The following is a 13,219-nucleotide window of genomic DNA, read 5'->3' as shown; positions in this document are numbered from 1 at the left end:
AAATACTAAATGTTTACTGGGATTGTGCAAGGCATGGCGAAAGTCGTGGCTATTGATAAAAAAGACAAATTTCAAACCCATGTTATTGAGCTAGAACCCTTATTAAATCAAGGGATATCGATTGGTGCTTCTATCGCTCACAACGGATGCTGTTTAACCGTCACTCATATCGATGAAAATCGTGTTTCATTCGATTTAATGCAAGAAACGCTTAAGCTAACCAATTTAGGGGAGCTTGAAATCGGCTCGATGGTCAACATCGAAAGAGCAGCAAAATTTGGTGATGAAATTGGCGGCCATACGATGTCTGGTCACATTATGGATACCGCTACTATTAAAGACGTGATTGAAACACCAAACAATAAGACGATTTGGTTCGAGTTATCACCTCGATATATGAAGTATGTTTTGCCGAAAGGATTTATTGGCTTAGATGGTTGCTCGCTGACAATTGGGGAAGTCAGAGAGAATCGTTTTAATGTTCACCTCATTCCTGAAACGTTACAGAGAACGCTCTTTGGTCAACGTGTGGTTGGTGACAAAGTGAATGTTGAACTTGATCCACAAACTCAAGCGATTGTAGATACCGTTGAACGAGTGCTGGCTGCCAAACAATAGGTTATTTGCCAGATCAAAAATCAAAGGCGGTTAGAAGATTTGTTCGTCATCCGCATCGACTTGAAGTTCTACTGTGTCTAACTGTTCGTTGACCATCAAATTAATGTGAATCGGATTACAGCAAGCAGGGCAGTCATCATAAAACTCTTGGCTGCCATTTGAAGAATCCAAAGTCACAGGAACATGGTGCCCACAATGGGGACATAGAATCGATTTTTGTATAAAGTTTTTCATTTTGATTCTCGCTCTTTTTCTTTTGTTCTCATTTTAATAGTAAGACGAGAAGTTGATTCTGAACGAGAAATAAGTGCAATTTTAGACCTTGTCACAAAGAAAAAAGAGCTAAAGTCTATTAGCTCTTTTCTTGTTTATTTTTAACAACATAGAAGTCTAATCAATAAGTTTAGAAAGACAGAATTTTCTTAACTAGATACTCCGCTTCATCTAAGTAATGACCACCAAAATGATTGTAGTGATTCAGTATGTGATAGAGATTATAGATGTCTTTTCGTTCGACGTAGCCAAAGTCTAAAGGCAGCACTTCTTCATAGGCTTGATAGAACTCTGGTTGGAAGCCATTAAACAGCTCGGTCATGGCAATGTCGCACTCTCTGTCACCCCAATAAGTTGCAGGGTCATAACAGATAGGACCAATTGGCGAATTTGCGACATTCTCGTTCCACAAATTACCATGCAACAAAGCTGGTCGGGGAGTGTGGTTTGCGAGTCTTTGCTTAATCACGTCAACGAATTCGTCTATGTTGACCAAATGCACGCCTTTTTCATGCATCAGTTGAAGTTGCCAGCCAATTCTTTGTTCCGCAAAAAACTGACACCATTTTTTGGTCCAATTGTTTGGTTGAACTATACAGCCCAAGTAGTTATCAATGTCGAAACCGTATTCTTTCTGGTCACCCCATTGGTGTAACTTAGCCAATTCAAGTCCGAACTTAAAACTGTTCGTCGCGTCATCAAGAGGTTTGGTAACGAGATAGTTTAGGATAATAAAAGAGTGATCTTTGGTACTGCCGGTAAGGACATGTTCAGGAACATGAATACTGCTGCTCTCTCGCAAAACTCGCAGGTTTTCAGCTTCAGCTTCAAAGTTGGGTAAAAAATTGCGGTCATTAAGCTTCACAAAATACCGCTCTTTACCGTCGGTAATCATATAACTTTCACTAATGTCACCGCCTTGTAGTTTTGTTTTCTCTACAAGATCGAATTGAAACATTAAAGTATCTGAGAGTTGCTGGGTGATAGCTTGCCACATAGTTTGAACTCCACGACCGTCTTTTAGTCCATATTAGTTTAGAACAATCGATGTGACTTTACTGAACCGTAAAGCAAATAATTTCATTAACTTAGTTTTGTTAGACAGTTAATCCGCATATTTGTGAACTTACTCATAAAACGTTTCACGAACGATATTGCCTTTTGATTCAATAGAAAGTCACAATGCGTTTAACAAATGATTTAGTCGCTAACTGAGAGTATAAAGTCTATAGCTTTCTTGCACTAAGTTAGACTTTTATCAATGAATCGTTTGAAATTTCATCAAGCAAACATATCAAATGTGTGAAATTTTCCTCACATGGCTTAGTATTATTGAAGGTACAGTGAGTTACTGGTGACGAAGCAGTAAAGCGGAGAATTAAAGTGGTTGTAGAAACCGATGGTTATTTAGCGCTAATAGAACATCTTGCGTTCAACATGGATGTATTCACCCGTGGCGGTGACACCGGTAAAGAAAGCGTAGAAGATGTCGTTACTGATATGGTAGCGAGTAACATCATGGCTGTTTTCGAACAGAATCCTGAACTTCATTCAAGTGTACGCTTTCAACTTCTTAAAGAAGCTGATTCTGTAGTGGAGGATTTAGGAGAGGTGTTAGCTGGCGTATGGGCAAAACCCGCAACGAACGATCAAATCATTTTTCTGGATGAATACATAGCACTGGTTAAAAATTTATTTGATACCGCGGTAGCGACTTACGATTAAATCAATCAGTCAAGCTATCCACTCTTCTGAATTGCCAAAATTTGGATGCCCAATAGGGGTTATCAAGACGAGATATGATGACCCCTTGCGAAGTGGATGCATGCATAAATCTAAGATTCCCCAAATAGACCCCAACATGATTCGTTGTTTTTGACGTTTTAAAGAAAACAAGGTCACCGTATTTGGCTGCCTTATAACCGATATTTTCGCCAATTTTACTTTGTGATGTGGTAGTTCTAGGCAATGGAAGCTGCCATGCGTCACGATAGGCTATCTGCACAAATGCAGAGCAATCAATTCCATTTTTATTATTCCCACCTAAACGGTATGGCACGCCTTGCCACTGGTTATAGACGCTAAAAAAAGACGCTTCTCGCTCGGTAACTTTTTCTATTCCAATATTTGAACCCAACAACTCTTTATCTTGAGTTGTTGAATATTTCGAACTCTGATTCTGAGCACATCCAGTGACTAAAGAAACCATAAAAACCCAATACATAGGGCGTCTAATTATTGGTTTATGAAATAAATGTGTCATAAAAATTACCTAATATACCCATCGTTATATTTGAACTGGTACTGGACTGCCTTTGAAATGAATAATTCTGCCAAGCACCGAATAACGTTTTCACTTATTCAAACACTTTCCTTTATTTTTATCACCATAACCATACTTGTCATAGTGCTTTCTGTCACGAGTGTTCGTGGTATCGACAAAATAGGTTATCAATTTAGCCACTTATCAGAGCGAGCATTACCGTTATCAACTAACAATGCAGCGTTAACTCAAAATATCCTTGAGCAAGCGAAATATATTGGTTACAGCACCAGAGTAAAAACAGTCGATGAATTAAATAATATCCGTGCTGAATTATTGACGCTGGATCAAAATGCGGATCTTCGTCTAGAAGAGATGAAAGGAATTACTCAGGAGTTCGGTACGCTTATTGCTCCAACCGTTCATCAGCAACTAACAAGTAATATTGACGAGTTTTCTAAATTTTCTGCTGCAATTATACAGTCACAACAAACTCAGCTTGAGCAAACTGCCAAGATCGCCGAGCAGGCAACAGGTTTCCGATATGGATTAAGTTCAATTGGGCCTGAAATGAACCGTATCGCGTCTTTCTTAGCAATAGATAATCCTGAGTCAATGGATGCCGCGAACCGCTTTGTTGCTGCTTCAGGAGTGATGGAGAGTACCTTCCTGCTCTTTATGGTTCAAGAAGACATGGAACTGGCGCAAAAAGAGTATAAAGAGCTGAAAACTCGTATTTCTGGTTTAGAGCTGGCGTTTGATGATTTCAAAGAGTGGCATCCTGATATCAGTGAGTTTGCAAGCCTGACTGCGCCTTACCAAATGGTTCTTGAAGGGTTCAAAACTGGCGGCATTCTGGATCAAATCATGGTTCGTTTGGAAACCGCACAAACACAAAACGCTGATTTTACGCAAGCTGCCTTGATGGCAGATACCATTGCGGCACAGCTTTCGGAACTGTCAGATATCACAACCAGCATTATTCAAACCAAAGAAACAGAAGTGCAAAATACCATCAGTGAAATAACACTGGCGTTACTTGTCGGCGGTGGTGTATTGGTTGCTATTGTTGTGCTCTCTTGGCTTGGTTTACGAGTTTGGGTAAACAAAGGAATGCGTAACATTACGAATCATCTTACGTATATGACAGAGCATGATTTCAGCCACACCGCTCAGCTAGTGGGGCCTATGGAATTCCATGATATTTCAGGCAAGCTCAATCAAGTTATCCTATCTACTAACGAGTCACTGACAACAGTCACTTCCAACTGTGAATCGCTCTATCAGACAGCGCAGTTTAGCCATGATGCTGCGGAGCATTCGAATCAAGGATTAACCATCCAGAACGAAGCTCTGTTAAGTATGGTAACAACCATCAACCAACTAGAAGCCTCTATTCGAGAAATCGCAGGGGTTACCAATGATTCTTATACAGATTCTGTCACAGCGGCAGAGCATTCTTCCCAAGGTGTGAAAGCAGTAGAGCAGAATCGTTATAGATTGGAAGCGTTAGAAGATTCTCTGAATACCAATGAGACTGCGATGTCTGAACTAGATACTAGTGTTTCGCGCATCAGTGAGTTGGTGGACCTCATAACAGGTATTGCAGAAAGTACAAACTTGCTGGCATTAAACGCAGCGATCGAAGCCGCACGAGCAGGCGATCACGGTCGTGGCTTTGCTGTAGTTGCAGATGAAGTACGCAAACTGGCAAAAGACACAACACAGCAAACCGGTAGTATTCGCGACATGATGAGTCAGCTTGAAGCTTCTGCAGCTAAATCGCGTCAAGCAGTGATAGATTCGAGAAATGAAATGGTGTCGGCGCTTCAATCTAGCGAAGAAGTAAAACTGACTTTTGCGGATATCGAAAGTGCTGTGAACCACATCAGAGCGAGAATAGAGCAGATTTCAGTTGCGACTGAAGAACAAGAGCGTGCGACCGCGGATGTTAGCCGTTCAATCGTACAGATTTCAGATCAGGCAACACAAACAAAGCAGCAGATAGAGTCTATGGTTGATAGCTCACAACAAGTGGCAAACATCGCTGGGCAACAAAAAGCGATGCTTGATAAATATGCTCTGAGCTAATCAACTCGTCATTCTCTATTTCTCTCTAAATGGTTGGGTAAGCATTTTATCCAGCCATTGTTCTCTAGAACGCTTGAACATCGGTAAGCCAATTCTCATTTCATCATGACCCAAATAAGGCTGGGCGATGTAAGTACCAAACAAGCGATCCCAAATAGATAAGAAAAAGCCAAAATTGGAGTGGGTTTCGCGCTCAATTACCGAGTGGTGAACTCGATGCATATCCGGTGTCACAATCAATTTGCGTAGCCATGAATCCAGTTTTAACGGCAGTCTCGCGTTGCTGTGATTGAACATAGCGCTGGCGTTTAGCACAATTTCAAACGTAACCACAGCCCAAACCGGCGCACCAATTAAGGTGACGGCTCCGATTTTGATCCACATGGAAATCAATATTTCGATAGGGTGGAATCGTGCACCAGTCGTCACGTCAATATCCTGATCAGCATGATGCATGCGATGGAGTCGCCATAGAAAAGGGATGCTGTGGAACATGATGTGCTGCCAATAAATCACGCCATCAAGTAACACAACAGAAAAGATAAGCGCCCAGGTTGGAGAAACATTCAGCCAGTTCATAAGACCAAATGAGTGAGCTTCTGCCCAACTAGCTGCTGAAATCGCGACGACCGGCATTAACAGGGCGATCAACACACTGTTTAAACCGACTAAACCTAAGTTATTTATCCAGCGGATCGACTTGCTCTGAGAAAGATGTTTACGAGGTGCATTTGACTCCCAAAATGCACAAATCAATAACACAAGAACAAAAAACGCTAGTCTGATGGTTTCTGGTTGGTAGGACATATCCACCTCCGTGTGATACCCATTTACGGTTTTACAATGCTTATGTAATCCAATCATCGTCTCCAGTTCAAATTGCGCTGGAGAACTCAAGTAACAGCAGTTAAACTCTGCGCCACTTTTAGTCATTCTAAGTATTCAGTACTTCAAACATTTCAGTACTTCTACAAAATATGAGAATCCATGCTTTCCATCGTTTGTACCAATATCGGCTCGAACGATCAACAAAACCTTTTCTTGCTCGCGGCTGTAAAATTCAACGTTGCGCTTATTGTAATGTCGGTTTGACTCATTGTTTATGTCAACACCAACCTGACATTGAGACGCAAGTAGCGGTTTTACTTATTGTTTCTCAGCAGGAAGTCTTTAAGCCAAGTAACACGGGCAGACTTATTGCCGATACAGTAAAAGAAACTTATGTCTATCAGTGGAGTCGCACGGATCCTGATTCTCAGATGTTAGATCTTTTACAGAATCCTGCTTATTTTCCTGTGCTCGTTTTTCCTGCTGAAACAGAAGAAGAACATTCAAGAGTCATGAATCAAGTTGAGAGTATTGCTTCTGACAAAAAGCCATTGCTTATCTTTGTCGATGGCAGTTGGCGCGAAGCAAAACGAATCGTTCGAAAATCTCCTTATCTCGCTGACTTGCCATTGATCTCCATCGAGCCGCAGGTACTTTCACAATATGTGATGAGAAAGTCGGACAATGAACAGCATCTTGCCACCGCTGAAGTGGCCAGTCTCGTACTGGACAAGTTTGGTGAGCGGCTTGGCGCAGAAACTTTGCGTTTATGGTTTGAAACGTTCAAAGAAAGTTATCTGTTAGGTAAAACAAGAATTAAACCGAAAGAAGAAAAAACCGCACTGAGAGATTATTTGCTGTTTAAGCAAAATTTAGATTGAGACTCAGCACTCAATACTGCTTCACATTTGCGCAATCAGCACTTGTAGCCGGATAAATAAGTGTTTGGTCACGGATTGCATAGGGTCGGTTATGGATAATAAGCCAATATTTTTTAATCGCGAATTAATTGTGCAGATATCAGATAGATACCTTGAATTGAAATCGGATAACAGATGGTGCAATTGGTGAGTGAGTCGATTTTAATGATTTCCCTATTACCGGGATAGAGTAGGAGAGGTTTGCATGTATTACGGCTTTGATGTCGGTGGCACTAAGATTGAATTTGGTGCGTTCAACGAGAAACTTGAACGTGTTGCAACTGAACGTGTTCCGACACCAACTGAAGATTACCAACAGCTTGTTGAAACCATTGCTGGTCTTGTCGCTAAGTATGATGCTGAATTTGGTGTAGAAGGCACAATTGGTTTAGGTTTACCGGGTATGGAAGATGCTGACGATGCAACAGTACTGACAGTAAACGTTCCATCTGCAAAAGGTAAACCACTACGTGCCGATCTAGAAGCTAAGATTGGCCGCAGTGTAAAAATTGAAAACGATGCGAACTGTTTCGCTCTTTCTGAAGCATGGGACGATGAGCTAAAAGACGAACCATCAGTGCTAGGTTTGATCCTAGGTACTGGATTCGGTGGTGGTCTTATCTATAACGGTAAGGTATTTTCTGGCCGTAACCACGTTGCGGGTGAAATCGGTCATATGCGTCTTCCTATTGATGCATGGTTCCATTTAGGCGGTGATAAAGCACCACTTCTAGAATGTGGCTGTGGCAATAAAGGCTGTATGGATAACTATCTTTCAGGACGCGGTTTTGAGCTGATTTATGCTCACAACAATGGCGAGAAAAAGAAAGCTATCGACATCATCAACGCTTATAACGAAGGTGAAGAGAAAGCAGTAAAACATGTTGATCTGTTCATGGAACTGTTAGCAATCTGCTTTGGCAACATCTTCACTGCACATGATCCACATGTTGTGGTTCTTGGTGGTGGTCTGTCAAACTTTGAGTTGATTTACCAAGAAGTGCCTAAGCGAATTTCAAAGCACCTACTTTCTGTTGCTAAATGTCCGAAAATCATCAAAGCAAAACACGGTGATTCAGGCGGCGTACGCGGTGCAGCATTCTTGAATATCAAGTAATGCAGTAGAGAATAAAAACGAAGAAGGGCTTGAATAATCAAGCCCTTCTTTTTTACTTCTAATTGCTTACTTAACTTGAGGTTTTGGCTTTTTACCTACACCTAAGTTTTCTTTAGGTTTCATGGTGATGACACCAAAACCTAACTTTTTGAAATGGTTGTCGCGATAGTTGCGAACTGCCTTAGAGTCAGAAATAAGTTCTAGCTGCAGCTCCATTTTCAGATAGTCTGTAATGTCTATGCCTTCTGCTTCAGCAACAGCTTCGTGGATATTTCTGTGCTGTTGGTAAGAGAAAGTCAGCGTCTTCTCTTCATCTTTGTAGGTATAAATAATTGTGCGAGCCATAGCTTCTCTCGTTTGCAGCAAATTCTAAGCGCTAGATTCTGCCTTGAAGTGGGATAATTGTCACGCTTTCGCCGACTTTAACTGTGTCTACTGCCGGAGATATTTCAATTAAGCAGTTAGCTTCGCTCATCGAGCGTAAAATCCCTGAACCTTGTTTTCCTGTCGATTTCACTGTCAGCTGTCCAAGTTCATTAAAGCTGTAAATGCCACGAGTAAACTCAGTTCGCCCTTGGCGAGAACGGAGATCTTCTGTTGCGACCGCAGGAACTTTCAATGGATTCCAGTTTACTTCACCTTGCATTTTACGCAGTGCTGGCTCAACAAAATTAATGAACGAGACCATAACGGCAACTGGATTACCCGGCAAACCAAAGATAGGTGTGTTGTTAATTTTGCCAAACGCGAGAGGGCGGCCGGGACGCATGTTGATACGCCAGAATTCTATTGTGCCTAAAGACTCTAGTGCAGACTTAATGAAATCGGCATCACCAACCGATACGCCACCAGAGGTCAAAACAACATCTGCCGATTGAGAAGCGTTGTTCAAAGCATTCATCATGGATTGCTCATCATCTTCGATGATTCCAAGATCAATAGTCTCAAAGCCTAAATGGGCTAACAGCCCCATGAGTGTGTATCGATTAGAATCAAAGATATGTGACTCACTGGCAGGTGTGCCTGGAGCCTGAACTTCGTTGCCTGTAGAAAAAATAGCAACTTTTAATTTGCGATAAACCGGAGCAAGGTTCATTCCCAATGACGCCAGCATGCCTATTTCAGGTGAAGATAAACGCTGACCGATGGAGAAAACATTTTGGCCAATGGCTAAATCTTCGCCCGCTTGGCGGACATTCTGACCTGCTTTGATTGTTGCACTGCCAAAAGTCACGGTTTCACCAGTTACGCTTGCTTGTTCACGCATGATGACAGTATCAGCGCCTTGCGGAACCGCAGCTCCGGTCATGATTTTCACCGCCTGACCATGTTCAACAACGTTAGCGTAACTGTCGCCAGCCATTATCTCTGCGACCACTTGATAGTGTTCTCGATTTAAGTCATCGCCGCGTATAGCAAAACCATCCATAGCAGAGTTTCTGTAGCTCGGCACATTCACTGGCGATGTAATGTCTCTCGCCAATACTCGGTTATATGCGCTTGGTAACTCAGTAGTCTCAATATCTGTCAGCGTCTGAACGCGTTCGAGTATCGCTTGTCGTCCTTGTTCTACCGATAAAAAGGCTGGAGACAAGGTATCACAGCTACCCGAGGTCGGTTTTTCTGTGCCAAAACCTTTTGCGTAATCGACAACAAACTGCGCGATAGCGTCTAAATCGTTGATGTTAAGCTGCGGGAGTTCGCTTTCAACTACTTCGTCTGCAGCAATCGCGATGATGTTTTTATCGTTTGGGTACAACCACGGTTTATTGAGTTCGTTTCTATGTAACTCAACTTTAGGGAAGGCTATGTTTTTACAACCTTCGACCAAGATAATATCTAGTTTTTCGCAGTCAAAACGACTAAGCAGATAATCGAATTCTGCTTCGGCATCCGGAGTTTCCGTCATCATTACATGACGATTACGCGATGCGACGAGCATTTGGCTAGCACCAGCTTTGCGTAATCGATAGCTGTCTTTGCCTGGAATATCGACATCAAAGTCATGATGAGCATGTTTTAAAACACCTAAGCGAAGCCCTGCATTCGTTAATTTAGGAATGAGCGCTTCAAGCAATGTCGTTTTGCCTGTTCCTGAGTAAGCGGCGAAACCTAATAAAGGCAGTGAAGGGCGTTGAGGACTCATATTTGTAACGCTCCGAATTGCGCCAGTTCATCTGGCGTATTTAAATTGACAAAACACTGTGGCGAATCACTGAAGTCGACGTAGTAAGTGTGGCAGTCGTTATAAAGCAAGATTATCTTTCTGTCGCCACGCTCTAAGAATGCAGTGAGTTTTGGCAAAACACGTTTATGGTAGAGCGTAAATACGGGCTGAGAATGCTCTCCATCGTGGGCAACAATGATATCGCTTTCGTCGTTGACAGCGTGACAGAAACGCTCAACAAGATCATCGGAAATTAACGGACTATCACAAGGGACAAAACCGACCCAATCTGTCTGCGCGTTAACTAAACCACTGTGAATTCCCCCTAAAGGTCCGGGGAAACCAGTGAAGTTGTCGCTAATGACGGTTCCATAGTGACTATATTTATCGAGATTACGATTGGCATTGATCAGAATTTGCGAAACCTGTGGCTGCAATCGTTCAATGACATGTTCAATTAGCGGTTTGTTATTAAGCTTAATAAGCCCTTTATCATTTCCACCCATTCGAGTCGCTTGCCCACCGGCAAGAATGACCCAACTAGTTTGAGAGGGAAGTAACATTGGTTCTCTCTTTTTCTGGTTTTACTATGTGTAGCAATGGTGTTTCGATAAGCGTGCAATCATTAATCCACCACTGTTTTTTGCATATTGCGGTTAAAGCGTTGGCTTGATGGCTCGTGATGACAAGACTTGAACCTCTGGCCAACAAATCTTTTGCCATTATAACCAGTCTGTCGATAGATTCCTGATCAAGTGACGCACTCGGTTCGTCCATGAGCAAAATAGAAGGATTAAGAATCCAAGCGCGTGCCACTGCCACACGCTGTTTCTCACCGCCAGACAACACCGAGATATGTTCATCTGCCAGCGTTTCTAAACCCACCATCCGCAAAGCATTTATCACGGTAGAACGTTTTTCTTTTGCACTCAGTGCCGAGAATTTAATTCCGTACAGTACGTTTTGATATACGGTAGCATCAAACAGGTAAGGGGTTTGATGCAGATAGATAACTTGATGACGGGCGGACGAATGAACAACTCGCTGCCACCAAGGCAAAGAGTTTGAAACACTTCCTGTGGAAGGTTTCTGCAAACCCGCCAAAATTTTAAGTAAGGTTGTTTTTCCGACACCATTATCGCCTTTTAGATAAATAGCATCATTTGGTCCAATAGACAGATGATCGATGTGGAATAGCACTCGATCTTTAAAGCGCATTGATAACTTTTGAGCGTTAAGTGTTATTGTCATTCTTATCCTTACGTTCTCAAAAAGCCTTTTCCACGCATTGCGGAAAGTGCAAAGTTCAAGGCCAGTGCTAAGCATAGTAGCACCATTCCTAATGCAACTCCTTGAGCAAAAGCGCCTTTATGGCTCTCCATAGCAATGGCAGTAGGGATGTTTCGCGTTAAGCCCATAATATTTCCGCCAACCATCATAGAGCAGCCCACCTCGGTCACGATTCTGGAAAAGCTTGCGATCACGGCTGCTAATAACGGAAAACGTGTTTCCCAGATAATGGTCGCTGCAATCCTTGGTGTCGAAGCGCCAAGAGTCATAGCGGTTTCAACAGAACGTCGGTCACTGGATTGAAGAGTGCCGTGCATCATAGACACCAGAATAGGGAAGCAAATCAACATCTGACCTAAGATCATTGCCTTTTGGGTGAAAAGTAATGACCAGTTTCCCAATGGACCGGAGCGTGAAAGCAACATATACAACAGCAGGCCGATCACGACGGTTGGAACCGCTTGAAGTGTGTTTATCACTGACAGCAAAAGCCATTTGCCGCGAAAGTTGCTGTAAGCAAGCAAAAACGAAAAAAGCATCGCTGGAATTAACACCACACAAATAGCTGATAATGAAACGCTAAAGGAGACCGCAACGATCTCCCAGAGTTCAGCGTCAAAATTAATCAGTAATGTCAGTGCGTCTTGGGTAGTTTGCCAAAGGCTCATACACGACCGTTATTTGTCTGCGTTCGCAACAAAAAGTTGTTGTCCGTTAAGAGTAAAGCTGTTGATTTTCTGTTGTCCTTCATTAGAAACCAGCCAATCACTAAATGCTTTTGCTGCTTGATAATTGGTAGCAGGGTAACGCTCTGGATTGATAAGAATCACTTGGTATGGGTTAAACAGTTTGTCATCGCCTTCAAAAACAATTTTAAGGTCCAGTTTGTTCTGATAGGCCAACCACGTACCACGGTCTGTCAGTGTATAGGCTTGCAGCTCAGAAGCCATGTTGAGCGTTGGTCCCATGCCTTGTCCTACAGACTTATAACCACCAAAGTTTGGTTCAATTTTAGCCTGAGCCCAGATGCCCAATTCTTTCTTGTGTGTGCCGGAATCGTCACCACGAGAAATGAATGTCACACCGTCTTTGGCAATATGGCTAAAAGCATCAAGGACATTTTTCTGTTGCGCGATTTTAGCGGGATCGCTGTTTGGACCAACTAAAACAAAATCGTTGTACATCAGTTTGCGAGGCAGTACACCGAATCCTTTATCAACAAAGTCTGCTTCTGCTTTAGGTGCGTGTGTCATTACCAAATCAACATCACCGTTTTCACCCATTTTTAGTGCTTTACCGGTTCCTGTCGCGATGACATCCACTTTATAGCCGGCTTCTTTTTCAAAAATTGGCAGTAAGTAGTCTAACAATCCTGAATGGTAGGTACTGGTCGTGGTGGCTAAGCGAATGCGTTGTGTATCATCCGCGCTGGATGCTGAATAGCTGACTAAAACCAATGACGTTGCTGCAAGAGCAAGAGAAATCTTATTATTCATTATGAAATCCATTTTAATTTTACATTTTAATTTTATTCATTGTGGGCTGAGCTAGATCGAGCGCCAATTTACGTCTAAACGATGAGTGAATCTGACTTATAGCAGATCAGACATAGCAAACTGGATGCCACATTTAAAACTAGGCTTTTTGTATGG

15 protein-coding genes are annotated in these 13,219 nt (G+C 42.4%); 5 read left to right on the top strand and 10 right to left on the bottom strand.

Annotated elements, in window-relative coordinates; genetic code table 11:
• The first annotated feature begins 9 nt into the window (after positions 1 to 9).
• Entirely contained in the window at positions 10 to 618 is a 609-nt protein-coding gene (locus AAGA51_RS07780) for a riboflavin synthase (RefSeq protein ID WP_042482282.1), read from the top strand.
• Positions 619 to 648: 30 nt separating this feature from the next.
• Here AAGA51_RS07780 and AAGA51_RS07775 read toward each other — a convergent pair whose 3' ends face one another.
• Positions 649 to 852 (bottom strand): CPXCG motif-containing cysteine-rich protein, encoded by a 204-nt coding sequence (locus AAGA51_RS07775; RefSeq protein ID WP_042482284.1) that lies wholly within the window; start codon positions 850 to 852, stop codon positions 649 to 651.
• Positions 853 to 1,021: 169 nt separating this feature from the next.
• A complete protein-coding gene (locus AAGA51_RS07770; RefSeq protein WP_042482286.1) occupies positions 1,022 to 1,888 on the bottom strand; it encodes a fructosamine kinase family protein in 867 nt (288 codons plus the stop codon).
• Between the two features lie 386 nt (positions 1,889 to 2,274).
• On the opposite strand from AAGA51_RS07770, the gene AAGA51_RS07765 reads away from it, so the two are divergent.
• The gene (locus tag AAGA51_RS07765; RefSeq protein WP_042482288.1) at positions 2,275 to 2,616 is read left to right on the top strand and encodes a DUF3802 family protein; all 342 of its coding nucleotides are present in this window, start codon (positions 2,275 to 2,277) and stop codon (positions 2,614 to 2,616) included.
• Position 2,617: 1 nt separating this feature from the next.
• Here the strand turns inward: AAGA51_RS07765 and AAGA51_RS07760 are convergent, their stop codons facing one another.
• A complete protein-coding gene (locus AAGA51_RS07760; protein ID WP_237292681.1) occupies positions 2,618 to 3,154 on the bottom strand; it encodes an NlpC/P60 family protein in 537 nt (178 codons plus the stop codon).
• A gap of 57 nt (positions 3,155 to 3,211) precedes the next feature.
• Between AAGA51_RS07760 and AAGA51_RS07755 the strand changes: the two genes are divergently transcribed.
• Positions 3,212 to 5,245: a methyl-accepting chemotaxis protein gene (locus tag AAGA51_RS07755; protein ID WP_042482289.1), complete on the top strand. Its 2,034-nt coding sequence runs from the start codon at positions 3,212 to 3,214 to the stop codon at positions 5,243 to 5,245.
• Positions 5,246 to 5,260: 15 nt separating this feature from the next.
• On the opposite strand, the gene AAGA51_RS07750 is transcribed toward AAGA51_RS07755, so the two are convergent.
• Positions 5,261 to 6,052 carry a sterol desaturase family protein gene (locus AAGA51_RS07750; RefSeq protein ID WP_042482291.1) on the bottom strand — a complete coding sequence of 264 codons (792 nt, stop codon included), beginning with the start codon at positions 6,050 to 6,052 and terminating at the stop codon, positions 5,261 to 5,263.
• A 170-nt stretch (positions 6,053 to 6,222) separates the two neighbouring features.
• On the opposite strand from AAGA51_RS07750, the gene AAGA51_RS07745 reads away from it, so the two are divergent.
• Complete coding sequence (locus tag AAGA51_RS07745; protein ID WP_042482294.1) at positions 6,223 to 6,954, top strand: tRNA-uridine aminocarboxypropyltransferase; 732 nt, start codon at positions 6,223 to 6,225, stop codon at positions 6,952 to 6,954.
• Between the two features lie 244 nt (positions 6,955 to 7,198).
• Complete coding sequence (gene nagK / locus AAGA51_RS07740; RefSeq protein WP_042482296.1) at positions 7,199 to 8,110, top strand: N-acetylglucosamine kinase; 912 nt, start codon at positions 7,199 to 7,201, stop codon at positions 8,108 to 8,110.
• 66 nt (positions 8,111 to 8,176) lie between these two features.
• On the opposite strand, the gene AAGA51_RS07735 is transcribed toward nagK, so the two are convergent.
• From AAGA51_RS07735 to AAGA51_RS07710, 6 genes are read right to left on the bottom strand one after another with little or no spacing between them, the layout of a single operon-like run.
• Positions 8,177 to 8,455, bottom strand: a complete 279-nt coding sequence (locus AAGA51_RS07735) for a DUF2960 domain-containing protein (RefSeq protein WP_042482298.1) — start codon at positions 8,453 to 8,455, stop codon at positions 8,177 to 8,179.
• 31 nt (positions 8,456 to 8,486) lie between these two features.
• Entirely contained in the window at positions 8,487 to 10,256 is a 1,770-nt protein-coding gene (locus tag AAGA51_RS07730) for a bifunctional molybdopterin-guanine dinucleotide biosynthesis adaptor protein MobB/molybdopterin molybdotransferase MoeA (RefSeq protein ID WP_042482300.1), read from the bottom strand.
• A complete protein-coding gene (mobA, locus tag AAGA51_RS07725) occupies positions 10,253 to 10,840 on the bottom strand; it encodes a molybdenum cofactor guanylyltransferase MobA (protein WP_042482303.1) in 588 nt (195 codons plus the stop codon). The genes AAGA51_RS07730 and mobA overlap by 4 nt, the downstream gene beginning before the upstream one ends.
• Positions 10,818 to 11,528 carry an energy-coupling factor ABC transporter ATP-binding protein gene (locus AAGA51_RS07720; RefSeq protein ID WP_042482305.1) on the bottom strand — a complete coding sequence of 237 codons (711 nt, stop codon included), beginning with the start codon at positions 11,526 to 11,528 and terminating at the stop codon, positions 10,818 to 10,820. Before AAGA51_RS07720 ends, mobA begins: the two co-directional genes overlap by 23 nt.
• An 8-nt stretch (positions 11,529 to 11,536) precedes the next feature.
• Positions 11,537 to 12,235 (bottom strand): ABC transporter permease, encoded by a 699-nt coding sequence (locus tag AAGA51_RS07715; RefSeq protein ID WP_042482306.1) that lies wholly within the window; start codon positions 12,233 to 12,235, stop codon positions 11,537 to 11,539.
• Between the two features lie 9 nt (positions 12,236 to 12,244).
• Positions 12,245 to 13,063, bottom strand: a complete 819-nt coding sequence (locus AAGA51_RS07710; protein WP_255209364.1) for a substrate-binding domain-containing protein — start codon at positions 13,061 to 13,063, stop codon at positions 12,245 to 12,247.
• Between the last annotated feature and the right edge of the window lie 156 nt (positions 13,064 to 13,219).

It is taken from the genome of Vibrio diazotrophicus (assembly GCF_038452265.1).
In the GTDB taxonomy this organism is placed as follows: domain Bacteria; phylum Pseudomonadota; class Gammaproteobacteria; order Enterobacterales; family Vibrionaceae; genus Vibrio; species Vibrio diazotrophicus.
Note: the sequence above shows the minus strand (reverse complement) of the source record. Positions and strands in the feature narration are given on the sequence as shown.

What these genes read in the sequence shown, in the direction of transcription:
- AAGA51_RS07755 (WP_042482289.1), top strand. Translation starts at nt 3,212, where the DNA reads ATGAATAATTCTGCCAAGCACCGAATAACGTTTTCACTTATTCAAACA.
- mobA (WP_042482303.1), bottom strand. Translation starts at nt 10,840, where the DNA reads ATGTTACTTCCCTCTCAAACTAGTTGGGTCATTCTTGCCGGTGGGCAA.
- AAGA51_RS07750 (WP_042482291.1), bottom strand. Translation starts at nt 6,052, where the DNA reads ATGTCCTACCAACCAGAAACCATCAGACTAGCGTTTTTTGTTCTTGTG.
- AAGA51_RS07735 (WP_042482298.1), bottom strand. Translation starts at nt 8,455, where the DNA reads ATGGCTCGCACAATTATTTATACCTACAAAGATGAAGAGAAGACGCTG.
- AAGA51_RS07775 (WP_042482284.1), bottom strand. Translation starts at nt 852, where the DNA reads ATGAAAAACTTTATACAAAAATCGATTCTATGTCCCCATTGTGGGCAC.
- AAGA51_RS07730 (WP_042482300.1), bottom strand. Translation starts at nt 10,256, where the DNA reads ATGAGTCCTCAACGCCCTTCACTGCCTTTATTAGGTTTCGCCGCTTAC.
- AAGA51_RS07710 (WP_255209364.1), bottom strand. Translation starts at nt 13,063, where the DNA reads ATGAATAATAAGATTTCTCTTGCTCTTGCAGCAACGTCATTGGTTTTA.
- AAGA51_RS07745 (WP_042482294.1), top strand. Translation starts at nt 6,223, where the DNA reads ATGAGAATCCATGCTTTCCATCGTTTGTACCAATATCGGCTCGAACGA.
- AAGA51_RS07760 (WP_237292681.1), bottom strand. Translation starts at nt 3,154, where the DNA reads ATGACACATTTATTTCATAAACCAATAATTAGACGCCCTATGTATTGG.
- AAGA51_RS07715 (WP_042482306.1), bottom strand. Translation starts at nt 12,235, where the DNA reads ATGAGCCTTTGGCAAACTACCCAAGACGCACTGACATTACTGATTAAT.
- AAGA51_RS07720 (WP_042482305.1), bottom strand. Translation starts at nt 11,528, where the DNA reads ATGACAATAACACTTAACGCTCAAAAGTTATCAATGCGCTTTAAAGAT.
- AAGA51_RS07770 (WP_042482286.1), bottom strand. Translation starts at nt 1,888, where the DNA reads ATGTGGCAAGCTATCACCCAGCAACTCTCAGATACTTTAATGTTTCAA.
- nagK (WP_042482296.1), top strand. Translation starts at nt 7,199, where the DNA reads ATGTATTACGGCTTTGATGTCGGTGGCACTAAGATTGAATTTGGTGCG.
- AAGA51_RS07780 (WP_042482282.1), top strand. Translation starts at nt 10, where the DNA reads ATGTTTACTGGGATTGTGCAAGGCATGGCGAAAGTCGTGGCTATTGAT.